This window comes from Aquirufa esocilacus (assembly GCF_042715595.1).
Lineage (GTDB): Bacteria > Bacteroidota > Bacteroidia > Cytophagales > Spirosomataceae > Aquirufa > Aquirufa esocilacus.
Window position 1 is genome coordinate 852,280 of record NZ_JBBKXX010000001.1, and the last position, 15,256, is coordinate 867,535.

11 protein-coding genes and 3 tRNA genes are annotated in these 15,256 nt (G+C 37.3%); 3 read left to right on the forward strand and 11 right to left on the reverse strand.

From position 1 onward, the window contains the following. Positions 1-58 precede the first annotated feature (58 nt). The 9 genes from SKC37_RS03725 to SKC37_RS03765 all read right to left on the reverse strand — a co-directional run bounded on the left by SKC37_RS03725 (position 59) and on the right by SKC37_RS03765 (position 9,289). Positions 59-132, reverse strand: a tRNA-Arg gene (locus SKC37_RS03725). Positions 133-195: 63 nt separating this feature from the next. After that, positions 196-269 (reverse strand) — tRNA-Pro (locus tag SKC37_RS03730). A gap of 11 nt (positions 270-280) precedes the next feature. Continuing rightward, positions 281-367 (reverse strand) — tRNA-Ser (locus SKC37_RS03735). A 63-nt stretch (positions 368-430) separates the two neighbouring features. After that, positions 431-1,930: a glutamate synthase subunit beta gene (locus SKC37_RS03740; RefSeq protein WP_377980170.1), complete on the reverse strand. Its 1,500-nt coding sequence runs from the start codon at positions 1,928-1,930 to the stop codon at positions 431-433. Positions 1,931-1,936: 6 nt separating this feature from the next. Further along, complete coding sequence (gltB, locus tag SKC37_RS03745) at positions 1,937-6,505, reverse strand: glutamate synthase large subunit (protein WP_377980171.1); 4,569 nt, start codon at positions 6,503-6,505, stop codon at positions 1,937-1,939. Positions 6,506-6,705: 200 nt separating this feature from the next. Continuing rightward, positions 6,706-7,131, reverse strand: coding sequence for an STAS domain-containing protein (locus tag SKC37_RS03750; protein ID WP_377980172.1), 426 nt, complete (start codon positions 7,129-7,131; stop codon positions 6,706-6,708). Position 7,132: 1 nt separating this feature from the next. Next, positions 7,133-8,065, reverse strand: a complete 933-nt coding sequence (locus tag SKC37_RS03755) for a phosphoribosylaminoimidazolesuccinocarboxamide synthase (protein WP_377980173.1) — start codon at positions 8,063-8,065, stop codon at positions 7,133-7,135. Positions 8,066-8,074: 9 nt separating this feature from the next. Further along, positions 8,075-8,614 carry a hypothetical protein gene (locus SKC37_RS03760; protein WP_377980174.1) on the reverse strand — a complete coding sequence of 180 codons (540 nt, stop codon included), beginning with the start codon at positions 8,612-8,614 and terminating at the stop codon, positions 8,075-8,077. After that, complete coding sequence (locus SKC37_RS03765; RefSeq protein WP_377980175.1) at positions 8,615-9,289, reverse strand: hypothetical protein; 675 nt, start codon at positions 9,287-9,289, stop codon at positions 8,615-8,617. A gap of 59 nt (positions 9,290-9,348) precedes the next feature. Here SKC37_RS03765 and SKC37_RS03770 point away from each other — a divergent pair, with 59 nt between their 5' ends. Together SKC37_RS03770 and SKC37_RS03775 are read left to right on the forward strand one after the other, a co-directional pair. Further along, positions 9,349-10,560 (forward strand): pyridoxal phosphate-dependent aminotransferase, encoded by a 1,212-nt coding sequence (locus tag SKC37_RS03770; RefSeq protein ID WP_377980176.1) that lies wholly within the window; start codon positions 9,349-9,351, stop codon positions 10,558-10,560. Next, a complete protein-coding gene (locus tag SKC37_RS03775) occupies positions 10,557-11,300 on the forward strand; it encodes a queuosine precursor transporter (RefSeq protein ID WP_377980177.1) in 744 nt (247 codons plus the stop codon). Before SKC37_RS03770 ends, SKC37_RS03775 begins: the two co-directional genes overlap by 4 nt. Here SKC37_RS03775 and SKC37_RS03780 read toward each other — a convergent pair. Then, positions 11,277-12,026: a TrmH family RNA methyltransferase gene (locus SKC37_RS03780; RefSeq protein WP_377980178.1), complete on the reverse strand. Its 750-nt coding sequence runs from the start codon at positions 12,024-12,026 to the stop codon at positions 11,277-11,279. The genes SKC37_RS03775 and SKC37_RS03780 overlap by 24 nt on opposite strands. A gap of 3 nt (positions 12,027-12,029) precedes the next feature. Between SKC37_RS03780 and tamL the strand changes: the two genes are divergently transcribed. Beyond that, the gene (gene tamL / locus SKC37_RS03785) at positions 12,030-14,297 is read left to right on the forward strand and encodes a translocation and assembly module lipoprotein TamL (RefSeq protein ID WP_377980179.1); all 2,268 of its coding nucleotides are present in this window, start codon (positions 12,030-12,032) and stop codon (positions 14,295-14,297) included. Positions 14,298-14,300: 3 nt separating this feature from the next. Here the strand turns inward: tamL and SKC37_RS03790 are convergent, their stop codons facing one another. Continuing rightward, positions 14,301-15,254, reverse strand: a complete 954-nt coding sequence (locus SKC37_RS03790) for a transketolase family protein (protein WP_377980180.1) — start codon at positions 15,252-15,254, stop codon at positions 14,301-14,303. Positions 15,255-15,256 lie beyond the last annotated feature (2 nt).

The following is a 15,256-nucleotide window of genomic DNA, read 5'->3' on the forward strand; positions in this document are numbered from 1 at the left end:
AGGAAATAAAAAAAAGGATTTGAATAAATCCTTTTAGTTAATAACCAGATGTGTTATGTGATTCCGTTTGGATTCGAACCAAAGACCTACTGCTTAGAAGGCAGTTGCTCTATCCAACTGAGCTACGGAACCTTAATCAAAATAAAAAGTCAATTTATAATTGGTGTAAAACACGTCCTCATAAATTGACTTTTGTCGGGGTGGCAGGATTCGAACCTACGACCTCTTGGTCCCAAACCAAGCGCGATACCGGGCTACGCTACACCCCGAAAATTGACTGCGGAGAGAGAGGGATTCGAACCCTCGGTACCGTTACCAGTACGCATGTTTAGCAAACATGTCCTTTCGGCCTCTCAGGCATCTCTCCTAGCATTTAAGAGAGCACAAATGTAGTAAATATATTTAGTAAATGAAATAAATGGCGAAAAAATTATTTCGCCATCACATCAAAACTTGATATAGATTTACCTTCTAAACTTGTTTTACCCATTAAAAACAAGTCGATATTTCTAGCTGCTTCACGTCCTTCAGAAATCGCCCAAACCACCAATGATTGTCCACGCCGAGCATCACCTGCAATGAAAACTTTCTCATTATCAGATTGATAAGCTGAATTAGCTACAAGGTTACCGCGCTCATCTGCATTCACCCCCATCGCAGTTAATTGATCGAACAATCCCGTATGATCTGTATGCAAAAAACCTGCTGCAATTAAAGCTAAATCACAAGGAATTTTTCTCACATTTATTACTTCTTGCTCCATTTTCCCCTCCTTCATATTATAAACAATGTCACCAATCAGCAAGGATTCTAGCTCGCCTTTATCATTTTTGATAAATTCTTGCAAAGAAATAGACCATAAACGTTCCGCGCCCTCATCATGTGAGGTAGAGGTACGTAACATATTTGGCCAATTAGGCCATGGTGTATTAGAAGCTCTTTCTACTGGAGGTTTAGGCATTACCTCGATTTGAGTAATAGAAGCAGCCTTATGGCGATTAGAAGTACCTACGCAATCTGAACCAGTATCTCCCCCACCAATAACGACAACATGCTTTCCTTTGGCATGTATATCTGTATTTGTATATTTCTCACCTTTATGGTTAACGTCTAAAGCGATAGAAGCATTACGTTTATTTTGCTGCGATAAAAACTCCATCGCAGGATAAATGCCACTAGCGTCATTCCCTTTAGCTGTAATAAAACGAGGCGTTGTGCTACCAGTAGCTACTAATACCGCGTCAAAATTATTTATTAGATTATTTAACTTTTCTGAAGTACCTATGTTGGCATTCGTAATAAAAGTAATCCCCTCTTTTTTCATCACCTCTACACGGCGAGTAACAACTGATTTATCTAATTTGAAATCAGGAATACCGTAACGTAATAAACCACCAATTTGATCAGCACGCTCAAAGACAGTCACGAGGTGACCTGCCTTATTCAATTGCGCTGCGGCAGCTAAACCCGCCGGACCTGATCCGATAATAGCTACTTTTTTACCTGAGCGTGTCTTAGGAATAAAAGGAATAACCCATCCCTCAGAATAGGCTTTTTCAATGATTGATTTCTCAATCAATTCAATCGCCACCGCTGGTTTATTGATTCCCAATACGCAAGCTGACTCACAAGGTGCGGGGCAAATACGTCCTGTAAACTCAGGAAAGTTGTTTGTGGTACTTAAAATATCATAGGCATACTTCCAATTTTGCTCATACACAGCATCATTGAATTCTGGAATAATATTTCCAAGTGGACACCCGTTGTGACAAAATGGTGTACCACAATCCATACAACGACTTGCTTGCGCTTCAGTGTCAGTAGTCGAGTTTAATTGTTCTATTTCTTTGTAATCATTCACTCGCTCAGATACAGCTCTTTTAGGAGCTAATTTGCGGTCAATTTCCAAAAATCCGGTAGGCTTACCCATTCTATCTTATTTTAAATCTACTTTAATATCTTGATACACTTTGTCTTTGTCAGCTAATACTTCAGAGATGCTTAGTTTTCTAGAACTTAACGCATTCTTGTAATCCACTGGCAATACTTTCTTGAACTGACTTGCTAAGGCATTGAAGTTATCAAACACTTGCTTTCCTTTTACAGAACCCGTTAAGGCTACATGTTTTTCCAAATACATCAAAATGATGTTTTTATCTTCCGGCGTTAATTCTGTAATTTCTACCATTTCGCGATTAACTTTTGCATCAAAGGTATTTTGTTCATCAAGTATGTAGGCTACACCGCCAGACATACCTGCACCGAAATTACGTCCTGTATTTCCTAAAATGATGACTAAACCGCCTGTCATATATTCACAACCGTGATCACCAATTCCTTCCACTACTACTTTTGCACCCGAGTTTCTAACGCAGAAACGCTCGCCTGCCATACCCGCTAAATAGGCTTCGCCTGATGTAGCGCCGTAGAATGAAACATTACCTACGATTGAATTCTCTGACGCTTTGAAAGAAGCTAAAGGAGATGGATATGCCACTAAAGTTGCTCCACAAAGTCCTTTACCAATATAGTCATTTGCATCTCCTTCAATTTCGAATTTGATCCCTTTCACAGAAAACGCACCGAAAGATTGTCCAGCCGTTCCTTTAAATTTGATATTAATCGTATCAGCTGGTAAACCTTTCTCACCATATTTCTTCGTAATCTCATTCGATAAAATAGTTCCTACCGAACGATTCACGTTGATGATATCTAATTCTCCAGTTACCTTTTCCCCTTTATCAATGGATGGTTGAGCTATTTTTAATAACTGCCAGTCCAATTGATCTGCTAATCCATGATCTTGTTCTTCAGATTTGAATACAGCAACACCATCAGATAAAGTTGCAGGAGCTAAAATAGGGTTTAAATCTAAGTTCTTGAATTTCCAGTGTCCAGATAAATCTTTCATTTCCAAAAGATCCACACGACCCACCATGTCTTCTAGTTTACGGAAGCCTAACTCAGCCATAATTTCACGCAATTCCTGCGCTAAGAAATGGAATAAATTGACAACATGATCTGCTTGACCTGTATACAAGGCCCTTAATTCTGGGTTTTGAGTCGCTACCCCTACTGGACAGGTATTTAGGTGACACTTACGCATCATAATACAACCAGCGGTGACTAATGCAGCAGTTGCTACACCAAATTCTTCTGCTCCTAATAAGGCAGCTACTGCAATATCCTTACCAGTCTTGATTTGACCATCCGCTTGAATGGTTACTCGACCACGTAATTTGTTTTTTACTAAGGTTTGGTGCGTTTCAGCTAAACCAAGTTCCCAAGGTAAACCGGCATGACGAATAGAAGATAATGGAGATGCTCCTGTTCCTCCGTCGTAACCTGCAATCAAAATATGGTCTGCATGTGCTTTTGCAACTCCAGCCGCAATCGTACCTACACCTGCTTCTGAAACTAATTTAACCGAAATCCTAGCGGCTCTATTCGCATTCTTTAAGTCAAAGATTAATTGTGCTAAATCTTCGATTGAATAGATATCGTGGTGTGGAGGAGGTGAAATCAAACCTACTCCTGGCGTACTGTGACGAGTTTTACCAATCCAGTCATCTACTTTGTGTCCTGGTAATTGACCTCCTTCACCTGGCTTAGCACCTTGTGCCATTTTGATTTGAAGTTCTTTCGCATTTGTTAAGTAATGCGCCGTCACACCAAAACGACCTGAAGCCACTTGCTTAATAGCCGAATTCATTGAATCCCCATTTGCCATCTTTTCGAAACGAATTGGATCTTCTCCACCCTCTCCCGTATTTGATTTACCACCAATACGGTTCATCGCAATAGCTAACGTAGTGTGTGCTTCGTATGAGATGGATCCAAATGACATAGCTCCTGTAGCAAAACGAGCTAAAATATTTTCAACAGGTTCTACTTCATCCATTGAAATCGCTTTACTTGATTTGAATTTCAATAAACCACGTAAGGTGATGGACTTTTTGCTTTGGTCATCAATTAATTGCGCATACTTTTTGTAAACAGAATAGTCATTCTGTTTTGTTGCTTGCTGCAATAAGTGAATCGTTGCTGGATTGAATAAGTGCTCCTCTCCTCTTTGTTTCCACTGGTAGATACCACCAACTTCTAATTTAGGAGACTCTTGTTTGCGCAATTGATAACCAGAAGAATGCTTAATAAGCGCTTCTTTGGCAATTGTATCTAGGCTAATACCTCCAATACGAGAGATGGAACCACTGAAATAGGTGTCTACTACTTCTTTACCTAAACCTAGAATTTCAAAAATTTGAGCCCCTTGGTAAGATTGCAAAGTAGAGATGCCCATTTTAGAGAAGATCTTCAATAATTCTCCATTAACGGCTTTGATGTAATTGTACTCTAATTTATCGTAGCTCAAGTCTTTATTGACAAATCCTTGATCTTTCATTGCTTTGATTGTCTCAAAAGCCATATACGGATTTACCGCACTGGCACCGTAACCAATCAACGTAGCATAATGGTGTGTTTCCCACACATCACCCGCTTCAATAATGATACCTACTTTGGCTCTTTTCTTCGTACGAATCAAGTGATTGTGCACAGAAGCCAAGGCTAATAAAGATGGAATAGGCGCATGTGAGCTATCAATTCCACGGTCTGTCAATAAAATAATTGAATAACCATCATCCACGGCATCTTCTGCGTATTGATTAATACGATCCAAAGCCTTTTTCAAAACTCCATCCTCCTCAGATGCGCGGAAAGTCATGTGAATGGATTTCGTTTGGAAATTTTCATGGTCAATCCAACGGATCTTCTCCACCTCTTTGTTACGTAAAACGGGCTGTTGAATCTCGATTTGACGGCAATGGGTAGGGCTTTCCTCTAACAAGTTCGATAAACCTCCGATATCCGATAAAAGCGACATAACCATTCTCTCCCGGATCGGGTCAATCGGGGGATTCGTTACTTGCGCAAATAATTGCTTAAAGTAAGACGATAAATGTTGAGCTTTTTCAGACAAAACAGCTAATGGTGTGTCTATTCCCATAGAACCTAAAGCTTCCTTACCTGTTTCAGCCATTTGAGCTAAAACGATACGGATATCTTCCGTTGTAAACCCAAAAATTTGTTGTCTTGATACTAATTCAATTGCTTTCGGTTGTCTGTATTCAGAACCCGCCTCTGGAAGATCTTCTACGCGAATTTTATTATTAATCAGCCACTCTCCATAAGGTTGTTGTTGGCAAATTTTTTCTTTTAATTCTTCGTCTGGAATGATACGTCCTTGCTCCATGTCCACTACGAACATTTTACCGGGTTGTAAGCGTCCTTTAGATACAATCGTTGCTGGATCTAAATCTAAGACACCTGCTTCTGAAGCCATGATAACATGGTCATCTGACGTTACCCAATAACGAGATGGACGCAATCCATTTCTGTCCAATGTAGCACCGATCATTTTCCCATCTGTAAACGAGATACTGGCTGGACCGTCCCATGGTTCCATCATTGCAGCATGGTACTCATAGAAATCCTTTTTGTATTTCTCCATGCTCTCATTGCCATCCCAAGCTTCCGGGATTAACATCATCATGACGTGTGGTAAAGAGCGGCCTGTTAAATACAATAACTCAATAGCATTATCTAAAATGGCTGAATCAGATTGTCCTAAGCTACAAACGGGAAGAATCATGTCTAATTCTTCTTGCGTAAAGTATTTGCTTGAGAATAAAGCGGATTGAGCTTGCATCCAAGATGAATTACCTTTTACCGTATTGATCTCTCCGTTGTGCGCAATAAAGCGGAATGGTTGAGCTAATTTCCACTCAGGGAAAGTATTGGTTGAGAATCTAGAGTGTACGATGGCCAAAGCCGAGGTAAAGTTCTCCTGGAATAAATCCAAGAAGTAACCCGGAACCTGCATGGTCGTTAACATGCCCTTATAAATAATGGTACGGCAAGACAAAGAGGCAAAATAAAACTTGTTGTTTAATCCAGCAATTGTTTCGTTTAACAACTTAGAAACATATTGTCTGAAAACGTAAAGCTTTCTTTCAAAATCAATTTCTGTCGCGCAATCTGCAGGTCTTTCTATAAATAATTGTTGAATTGACGGTTCTGCATTACCTGACTCAGCACCGGTGATTTCCGAATTATCCACAGGAACGATTCTGTAGCCAAGAACTCGCAATCCTAACTTTTTAGATTTGCGCTCTATAACCTCTTTACACTCTTTAATTAAGATATCGTCTTTCGGGAAAAAGACCATTCCTACCCCATAATTTCCTAAAGATGGTAGTGAAAATCCCAAAGAACTAGTTTCTTCCATGAAAAATTCATGAGGTAGTTGTACTAATACGCCCGCACCATCCCCTGAATTAGGGTCGCATCCGCAAGCACCTCTGTGATCCATACGAATCAACATTTTAATCGAATCCTGAACAATGCGATGTGACTTAATTCCTTTTAAACTGGCGACAAAACCAATACCACAAGCATCATGTTCAAACTCTTTTCTGTACAAACCTACTTCATTCGGATTTCTCATAGGAAACTATAAATATTCTAATATAAATAATAATGAATTGTAAATATCAAGACTTGCTTGTTACCGCATTTTAGATAGATAATATACCTAATTTCAAATTTAATTAAAAATAAATTTGGCAAAACGATCTACACACAAAATATTCTTCTGAATTTGAATTATCAGAAATGCTACACAAAAAATCTTGCTATAATACTATTTTAGTCGTAATCATCTCCATATGATTCACCAAATTCGCTCTCACCTTCGGTATCATCCTCATCTTGGAATTCATTTTCAAGATCATTCAGATATATAGCATCGACTCCCTCTTGCACTGTATTTAGCAAGGTTAAATTTTCAATTTTAGCCGTGTCTAATCTCTCAGCAGTACTGTCGTCTTTAGTTACTACAACAAACAAACCTCCCTCATTTGTACAGATTTTAGTCCCTTTCCGGATAGCTGATACGCCATATCCATCTAATTCGACAATTTTAGAAATATTTAAGATGATATTAGCATAGTCTTTTTTAAATAAAAGACGAATAGCGTTTTCTAATTCCTCTGAATTAGTGGCTCCTAATTGTTCTGCTTTCCAATCAATAACGGCATAACTTTCGTTTTGTTCGAGTTGAAATGAATTCATATTAGACATGTTGCAAATACTGGATTGTGTTGTTAAAAATACGGTTATAAATATCTTCTTGTGGCTCTTTATGAAATGTCAAGCCGGTAATTTCCTCGTATAAGAGTATATATCGATCTGAAATTTGTTGCACAAACTCATCGGTAATGGGAGGAATGCTTTGTCCCTCTTTACCTTGAAATCCATTAGCAATGAGCCACTCCCGAACAAATTCTTTTGATAATTGTTTTTGGGCCTCTCCATTTGCAAACAATTCAGCATAGGGTTCTTTGTAAAAATAGCGAGATGAATCCGGGGTATGAATCTCATCCATTAACATAATTTTTCCATCATAGAGTCCAAATTCATATTTAGTATCCACTAAAATCAAATTTTTATCCGCTGCCATTTCTTGGCCTCTTTGGAATAGACGTTGTGTAATTGCACATAACTTATCCATATGTTCTTTCGCTACAATACCTTGTTCGATAATCGATGCTACGGAAATATCTTCATCATGCCCCTCACTTGCTTTTGTAGTGGGCGTTATAATAGGCGCAGGTAATTGCTGATTTTCTACAAGTCCATCGGGCAAAACAACGCCACAAACGACACGTTTACCAGCTTTGTATTCTCTCCAAAGGTGTCCCACCAGATAACCTCGAATAACCATTTCAATAGCGAAAGGTTCACATTTTAAACCAAAGGCAGCATTAGGATCAGGTGTAGCCAATAACCAATTAGGTACAATATCTGCTGTTTTTTGTAGGAAATAACTAGCAATTTGATTTAATACTTGACCTTTGTATGGAATTAATTTAGGCAACACTACATCAAATGCAGAAATCCGATCAGAAGTAATCATTAATAATCGTTCTCCTATTCCATACACATCTCGTACTTTACCTTTGTAAAAAGAAGTTTGATTAGGAAACTGATAAGGTGTTGGGTTCATTGTAGTAAATTAATAGATAAGATTTTTTTGTTTCTTCTTCATCAGATTGAGTAAAGATAAAGCTTCTTGTGTATTTATTTTCTGTGTTTGACTGATCATTTGAGTTGAACGAGCCTGTTTCTTTAATTTGTTCTGAGGAAAATAAAATGCGTACAATTCATAGGCCTTAACTAAGGTATCGACACTACCATTGTTCAGAATGGATTGATGCAAATCAGCTAAACCTTTCTTTGAATTACCGTATTTGGCTATATAGTGACTTTTTAAAATGTCATTTTCAAGAGAATTGGCAGTCAACTGTATTTGTTTAGCCTGCGTTCTTTTATCTGCAGCCACTTTTAATTCTAATGTAGCGACTACAGCTTCTATTTCATTATTATTAAAAAGTCTAGAACGCATAATTGAATGAGCACTTCCTAAAGCTTTCTGATAATCTTTAGCTGCCATCTGCTTATTTAAAGAACTGATTTCAGCATTATATTCCGATGTTGACTTTGAAAAAAGTCCATCATAAAAAAGCAGCAAAAGATAGAAAAGTGTAGAAAACATCTAGATTTTTAGTGCTTTAATCGGGAAAACAATATCTATAAAAGACAATGCCAATAACAAAATTACTAAATATAATGGCACATAGGTCGCTTGAAGCCAGTTTATGAATATATTCTTAGAAAGAAAATTATCCTCGCTTGATAGGTCATTTTCTCGCGTCCAGCGTTTACCCTCCTTGTGTAATATTGTAAACTCATCAGCTGTTAACTTAAGGGAAACAGGGCCTGTAAAAACTTTTCTAAGTAGTAAATTGGGTGAATCTTGAGCATGCTCTATCAAATTAAAAAATGAATCTTTATTAGTGTTAGGTATGATTTGATTCCAATTAGCTGTTTTAGGATCAAACTGTATTAAACCAAATTGACCATTAGAAGACAATTCATTTACTTTATCTCGAACGTTATTCCATGTTAAACTTGAATTGGTCGTAGATACAGCTACTAAATAAACTGGTTTATTATTTAACTGAGTCTGGGCTACTTGTTTGGAAACAATCACCTGGTAACATAAAAATAAGAGGATTAGTAAAGATGAAAATCTTAAAATGTATTTAATAACGAGAAGTCGAGCGACATGAAACACTCCCCCTTTGGCATTGTAATATTTATAGGCCATTAACAAGATAGTTACGCCATAAAGACTTGCCAATAAAACACCTATTTCCTTTAAATTCATAAAGACGGGTAACTCTAATTCAATTTAATTACTATTTTTACGATTCTATCAAAAATAGCATGGATATTTTAAAAAGTAAACGTCTCGATCACCTTAAGTATGAAATTCGTGGACCTGTATATGATAAGGCACTCGCTCTTCAAAATCAGGGTTACAAAATCACGTCTTTAAATATAGGTAATCCCGCCGCTTTTGGTTTTGAGACCCCTGATGAAATCGTACATGATATTATTGTAAATATACGAAATGCTCAGGGATATGTTGATTCCCGAGGTTTGTTTGCTGCTAGAAAAGCTGTAATGCAATATTATCAAAACCTGGGTGTAAAGAATATTCTGATAGAAGACATTTATATTGGCAATGGAGTAAGTGAGTTGATTTCTTTGGTCATGACTGCCCTATTGAATACGGACGATGAAGTTTTGATTCCATCCCCAGATTATCCATTATGGACTACTGTGGCAGGTTTAGCTGGCGGCAAAGCGGTGCATTACACCTGTGACGAAGCGGATGAATGGGCCCCAAATTTAGCAGACATGGAGTCTAAAATTTCAGCTAATACAAGAGCCATTGTTCTTATTAATCCTAATAATCCCACAGGTGCCGTTTACTCTCAAGAAACCGTTCAGAATGTGGTTGCATTAGCTGCCAAATACCAGTTGGTACTTTTCGCAGATGAGATATATGATAAAATTTTATTTGATCATACGGTTCATCATACAGCTGCGGGTTTATCAGATGATATCTTGATTATTACCATGGGAGGTTTGTCTAAAAACTACCGTGCTGCTGGTTTTAGAGGTGGATGGATGATTTTAACGGGTGCGAAGCATAAGGCTAAATCTTATATAGAGGGGCTCAATTTCTTATTTAGTACACGTCTTTGTGCCAATGTAATCACACAATACGGTATTCAAACAGCCTTAGGGGGATATCAGTCCATCGATGATTTAGTGGCCAAAGAGGGACGCTTAAATCGCCAGATGAATTTGGCCTATGAGCGAATCAATGCCATTGATGGAGTAAGTGCCGTTAAACCTAAGGGAGCCTTATATCTGTTTCCTAAGATTGATTTAAGCAAATTCAATTTTGAAGATGATAATCACTTTGTTATGTCCTTATTAGAGGAACAAAAAATTCTGGTAGTTGGTGGTCGCGGTTTTAATTTTCAAGATTCAGATCATTTTAGAATTGTCTTTTTGCCTCATGTTGAACAATTAGGCGTAGCCTTAGACAAAATTGCTTTACACTTTGAAAATTACCGCAAATGATTTTTGACCAATTTTCTCGAAAGCAAAAATTATTCATATTCCTATTTGGGGTGTTTTTGACAAATGCGATCGTAGCAGAAATTATAGGTGTAAAAATAGTAAGTATTGAACGTACTTTGGGATTCTCGCCTTTACATTGGGCGACACCTTGGGGCGATTTATGGGATTTAAATCAGACGGCAGGAGCTTTAAACTGGCCATTAGTATTTATTACGTCTGACATTATTAATGATTATTTTGGAAAAAGAGGGGTGCGTTTTATCTCTTTTACTACTGCGCTTTTCATCGCATTCTCATTTTTAATCATCTATATTGCGACCTTATTAGTGCCGGCTGATTTTTGGTTAGAGGTTAATAAAGGGTCAGAGAATTTCAATATCAATACTGCATTTGCTAGAATTTTTCGCCAAGGTTTAGGCATCATTCTAGGTTCCTTATCGGCATTTTTAGTGAGCCAGATTATTGACGCGCTTGTATTTGAAAAAATCAAATCAAGAACTGGTTCAAAACACATTTGGTTAAGAGCTACAGGTTCTACCCTGATTTCGCAATTAATCGATAGTGTTTTGGTTATCGGTATTGCTTTTTATTTATTCGGAAATTGGAGTATTTCCCAATGGATGAATGTTTCTTTTAATAACTACTTCTATAAATTTGTGGTGGCTATTATTTTCACTCCTTTACTCTATCTAGCTCACTGGGCTATTGAAAAGTATTTAGCTGAGGATAAATCGCTTTAAGTTATCTGCTATTATAGCAGTTGATATTCCTACATTTAAAGATTCAGCCTCACCAAAGGCTGGAATGGTAATTCGCTCATCTAAGCTTTCCATTATTTCTTCCCGTATTCCATTGGATTCATTTCCTAAAATAATAAAACCCTTATCTGGAAACTGATAGTGATGGATATTTACGCCATTTAGAACAGCTCCAATCTTTTTATATTCTTGGTGTTCTTTGAAAAAAGTAGGTAAATCAACATAGGTAAATTCGATGCGCGAGAATGAACCCATGGTTGAAATAATCACTTTGGGATTATAAAACTCTGTACAATCCTCCGAAAGTACAAGCTGCTTAAAACCATACCAGTCGCAAATACGAATAATAGTCCCCAAATTACCGGGATCACGAATTCCATCAAGTACGATTGTATACCGGTCTTGAATGATAAATGGAGGGAATTTCTTTTGATGAACGACAGCAAGTCCTATCTGATTATTAACTAAAGTGCTTAATTTTTGAATACTTTCTGGATCCAAAAAATAAATAGGAGCTTTCGATTGTTGACTAATTTGATCGGCGAGAGAAACATGAACTTCGTTCAACAGAAAAAAATCTACTTTAAAGTCAGACTTGACTAATTCAAGCAATGACTTCTCCCCCTCTACTAAAAATAAATCATTCTCTTTTCTTCCTTTTTTAGAATGTAGGGAATTAATTAACTTTATTTGTTTATTCGTTAGCATCACTTGAAGAATCAATCAATTATCGGTTTTATTGTAGTTTGTTTTGGTCTTATTTCCTGCGGGAAATACCAAAGCTTCGAAATACCCTCTCCGGTTATAAATCAGGTTAATATGGTGGGTAATCGACTTATTTCTAAGTCTGAATTACGCTCAAATATCATCGGAGTGAAAAATTCATATCGTCGTTTATTGCCTGCAAAATTATACACTTATCTGGGCATTAAAAGGAAAAGAAAAGATTCTCTTCAAATAAAGCCTAGTTTTGTACAATTTTTCAAGTCTCCAAATCCAGTCTACACACTGGCTTGGCTTACCTCCAATCAGACTCAAATACAACGTTACTATAGAGAAAACGGTTTTCTGAAAGCACAAATTAATGCTAAGGTTGATACAAGTGGTCAACTTGTAAATGTTACTTTTGAGATAAACGAGGGTCGTCCTAGTTATTTCACGCGGGAGGATTCTATATCGGTTGATAACCCTATTTTAGCAGAACATGTCAATTCCTATATTAAAGAAAATAGTTTAATTCGTCCGCTAGGGAGACTTCAATTATCGTTAATCAAAAAAGAGAAAGAGCAATTGAGTCACCATTTAAGAAATGAAGGATATTACTATTTTTCGCCAGATGCGGTAGGAATTAGGTTAAATGATGTAAAAGATTCAACACTACAACGCATTTCCCTATATTTCAAAATACCGGAGTTTAAAAATCATGTTACTATTGCCAATTATGATCGTTTGTATCGGATTGGATTGCCCGAATTTGTTATTTCTGATCCTTTTGGGAATCCGGCAATTCGCCCCCCTTTAAAAGCTTTAAGTAAATTAATTAATCTAAAAGAAGATGACTTGTATTCGGTTGATTTGTTTAACCAAAGTTTAAAAAATATTTATTTGACCGATCAATTTAAGACTGTTTCAATTCGCTTTGATACAACAAGAACCCGCCTTTTCCCCCGCATAGAATTATTTCAAAATGAAAAATATAATTTTAGTTCAGAATTAGGAGGTAGCATTTTTAGAGGGATTCCTGGGCCCTTTTTAACAAATTCATTTAAGGTTAGGCGCTTATTCTCCAGTTTAGACTATTTTGATTTTTCTACGCGCATAGGATATGAGGCTCAATCTGGATTTATTAATACGACTGATACGCGTAATAATTTAGAATTGAACGTTTCTGCTTCCATTAACTTTCCTACCCTTTACTTACCTAAGCCGTTGGTAGGAAAATTTGGATCTTATTATGGCGCCAAAACCTCTATTGGTGTGGGTTTTGATTTTATAAATCGTCCAGAGTATCAGCGGACTAATTTGAATCTATTTCAGCGCTATACTTGGCAAAAAAGTGAATACAGTTTTTTTACTTTCTCCTTGGTCAACCTCAATTTATTAAATACGATTTACCCTGAGACCGCTACTTCGGAATCATTTAAGGCATATTTGGAAGATTTAAAAGATAAGGGAAATAACTTGTATCGAAGTTTTAATCCTAGCTTCGTAAGTAGTATTTCGTTTCAATATGTGTACCGAGACCTACTACCTAGCAATGAATTAAAGAATGGGAAAATTTTTCAAATTGGACTAGAGTCTGGAGGTTCGACATTGAATCTAATACCTAGTCATAAATTCAGTTTTGTAACAGATGTATTAAATAGTGGTCAGGATATACAGTTTTACCGTTTTTTACGCTTTAATTTCGATTATAGAAAGTATAAAATGCTTGGACGAAACCAGAAATCCCAAGTGGCCTTTAAACTAGTAGGTGGTGTAGCTTACGCCTATGGCGATGAAAATGACTACCAGTTACCCTATGAGAAGAACTTTTTTATAGGAGGTCCATCTAGTGTTAGAGCATGGAAACCGCGCCGTTTAGGCCCAGGATCCTATGTGTCTTCTTCGAACTTAGTGGAGCAGCCTGGTAGTATCTTATTGGAATCTTCCCTTGAATATCGATTTAAATTATTCCCTTTATTTGGTCAAATGAATGGCGCATTCTTCGTGGATGCAGGTAATGTCTGGAATATGACACAAGGAAATACGGATCCTACTACTCAATTTCATTTGCGTGACTTCTACAATCAGATTGCAGTAGGTACAGGTTTGGGGCTTCGTTGGGATTTCGATTTCTTCTTGTTGCGACTAGATTTAGCCACGAAAGTTATTAATCCGGCTAACCCTGTAAATCAAAAATGGGTTCTGCCACAAACTTCTTTCGAAGGAGGACAAAACCCAATTGAATTTAATATTGGTATTGGCTATCCTTTTTAAAGATTATTTACGTGCCATTACCTTGATTGCTTTCGCTACGATAGCTTCCGCATTTAAGCCATATTTTTCCATTAATTCGGCAGGCTTTCCAGATTCTCCGAAGGAATCATTCACCCCTACGAACTCCATTGGCGTTGGATGGTTCATTGCCAAATACTGCGCAACAGAATCACCTAATCCACCATTGTATTGGTGTTCTTCAGCTGTAACTACACATCCTGTCTTTTTAACAGAAGCTAAGATAGCCTGAACGTCTAATGGTTTAATCGTGTGGATATTAATTATCTCCGCTTTGATACCTTTTTCTAATAAAGCCTCAGCAGCTTGAATGGCTTCCCATACTAGGTGACCGGTCGCTAAGATTGTTACATCAGTACCCTCTACTAAATGCAAAGCTTTACCAATTTCAAATTTCTGATCTTCTGGTGTGAATACAGGAACCACAGGACGTCCAAAACGTAAGTATACTGGACCTTCGTAATCGGCAATTGCGATAGTAGCTGCCTTAGTTTGGTTGTAATCACAAGGATTAATTACTACCATTCCTGGTAACATTTTCATTAAACCAATATCTTCCAAAATCTGGTGCGTTGCTCCGTCCTCTCCTAGCGTTAAACCTGCATGTGAACAACAGATCTTTACATTCTTTCCAGAATAAGCCACTGATTGACGGATTTGGTCATAAACACGACCTGTTCCAAAGTTTGCAAACGTCGTTGCAAAAGGAATGAAACCACCTAACGTTAAACCAGCAGAGATACCAATCATGTTCGCTTCTGCGATACCTGTTTGGAAAAAACGCTCTGGACTATTCTTGATAAATCCTTCTAATTTTAATGAACCAATTAAATCAGCACATAATGCGACCACTTTAGGGTTATGCTGACTTAAATACTCCATACCTGCTCCAAAACCCGAGCGTGTATCCTTTTTTGTTTCGTAGGTAAATAATGCCATCT

Coding starts and splice junctions, on each gene's coding strand:
- SKC37_RS03740 (WP_377980170.1), bottom strand. CDS start 1,930: ATGGGTAAGCCTACCGGATTTTTGGAAATTGACCGCAAATTAGCTCCT.
- gltB (WP_377980171.1), bottom strand. CDS start 6,505: ATGAGAAATCCGAATGAAGTAGGTTTGTACAGAAAAGAGTTTGAACAT.
- SKC37_RS03750 (WP_377980172.1), bottom strand. CDS start 7,131: ATGAATTCATTTCAACTCGAACAAAACGAAAGTTATGCCGTTATTGAT.
- SKC37_RS03755 (WP_377980173.1), bottom strand. CDS start 8,065: ATGAACCCAACACCTTATCAGTTTCCTAATCAAACTTCTTTTTACAAA.
- SKC37_RS03760 (WP_377980174.1), bottom strand. CDS start 8,614: ATGTTTTCTACACTTTTCTATCTTTTGCTGCTTTTTTATGATGGACTT.
- SKC37_RS03765 (WP_377980175.1), bottom strand. CDS start 9,289: ATGAATTTAAAGGAAATAGGTGTTTTATTGGCAAGTCTTTATGGCGTA.
- SKC37_RS03770 (WP_377980176.1), top strand. CDS start 9,349: ATGGATATTTTAAAAAGTAAACGTCTCGATCACCTTAAGTATGAAATT.
- SKC37_RS03775 (WP_377980177.1), top strand. CDS start 10,557: ATGATTTTTGACCAATTTTCTCGAAAGCAAAAATTATTCATATTCCTA.
- SKC37_RS03780 (WP_377980178.1), bottom strand. CDS start 12,026: ATGCTAACGAATAAACAAATAAAGTTAATTAATTCCCTACATTCTAAA.
- SKC37_RS03790 (WP_377980180.1), bottom strand. CDS start 15,254: ATGGCATTATTTACCTACGAAACAAAAAAGGATACACGCTCGGGTTTT.